3 protein-coding genes are annotated in these 1,101 nt (G+C 30.4%); all 3 read right to left on the bottom strand.

Annotation, left to right across the window (positions count from 1 at the left end; all coding sequences use genetic code 11):
• Positions 1–250: 250 nt before the first annotated feature.
• The 3 genes from VDP25_RS17630 to VDP25_RS17640 are packed head-to-tail and all read right to left on the bottom strand — an operon-like array spanning position 251 to position 967.
• Positions 251–673: a hypothetical protein gene (locus VDP25_RS17630; RefSeq protein ID WP_334471958.1), complete on the bottom strand. Its 423-nt coding sequence runs from the start codon at positions 671–673 to the stop codon at positions 251–253.
• A gap of 2 nt (positions 674–675) precedes the next feature.
• On the bottom strand, positions 676–765 hold the full coding sequence (locus VDP25_RS17635; RefSeq protein ID WP_334471960.1) for a DUF4844 domain-containing protein: 90 nt from the start codon (positions 763–765) through the stop codon (positions 676–678).
• A gap of 31 nt (positions 766–796) precedes the next feature.
• Complete coding sequence (locus VDP25_RS17640; RefSeq protein ID WP_334471961.1) at positions 797–967, bottom strand: hypothetical protein; 171 nt, start codon at positions 965–967, stop codon at positions 797–799.
• Positions 968–1,101: the final 134 nt, after the last annotated feature.

Below are 1,101 nucleotides of genomic sequence, written 5' to 3' on the forward strand. Positions count from 1 at the left end.
GCTTTAAAAATCTTCCTACGTCGATTTTAAAATCACATCATTTTTAGAAACTTAAAAGACCTCGAAGAAAGCTACAATGTTTGGTGGGTGACCGAAAGTCGGCAATATTAATCACAACGTGTTTGTATATGGTTTGTTGCGTGGTTAAGCACGTAATTTAGCAAATAAAAACCGAATAGAAAATCCGAGAGGATTTTCGTAAGTAGGCTAGAACTAGCAATAAATTATATACGGTGTTGGCAACAGTTTTTTATTTCAGGATTTTTTCAATTGATTCTCTATCCACTTTTAATGATTTTAGAATGTATTGAGCATATTCCTTATTCGTTTTTTTCATTTTGTCAAATAACTCCATTAAGTCAGTCGCAAATAATCTCTCATTAACAGTCATTCCTTCAATTCCGACAACTTTTGATGTTCCTTTCATTACTCTTCTTTGTAAGTCAAACCATTCAAGTTGATTTTTTATACGCTTAAGAATATCAGCATCATTGTCATTATGAATATCTCTTAAATTGTAATTTGGATTTCTTGGGTCAGTAGACTTTTGAAATTCATTTATTTTGAGATTAAATAGTGCTTGTCCAAATCTTAATTCTGGGTCATACTCTAAATAACTAGAAATCAAATCAATTATTTCTTTATGCTCTTTTTTCATTTTTTCTTTAGCCATATTTAATTTTTATCCAATAATGGCTCAATATCAAATCCGTACATAAATTTATTTAATTGTCCATTTGAACTTTTCAATTCCACAATGTCCATTAACTCCTCAATATATGTGCAAACTCGTTCTCTATCTTCTGTATCTAATTCCAGGATAAAAATTTTCTTCTACGAACTTTTTCTTTGTTATAAATTCTGCAAACTTTTCATTCGCATTTTCAGGTGTTTTCATTTCAGTCGCATTTTGTCCGCAAGCAGATAATGTCAAAAAGATTATAAAAATTTGAATGTATTTCGTCATTTCTCAAATTGTTGCCAACGGTCTTGTGTATGGTTAGTTGCGTGGTTAGGTAGCTAATTTAACAAACTTTTACGAACCAGAGAAAATTCCGAAGGAATTTTACAAAGAAGCACTTGCCTAAGCAATTAATTATA

The organism is Winogradskyella sp. ECml5-4, assembly GCF_036903175.1.
Classification (GTDB): Bacteria; Bacteroidota; Bacteroidia; order Flavobacteriales; family Flavobacteriaceae; genus Winogradskyella; species Winogradskyella damuponensis.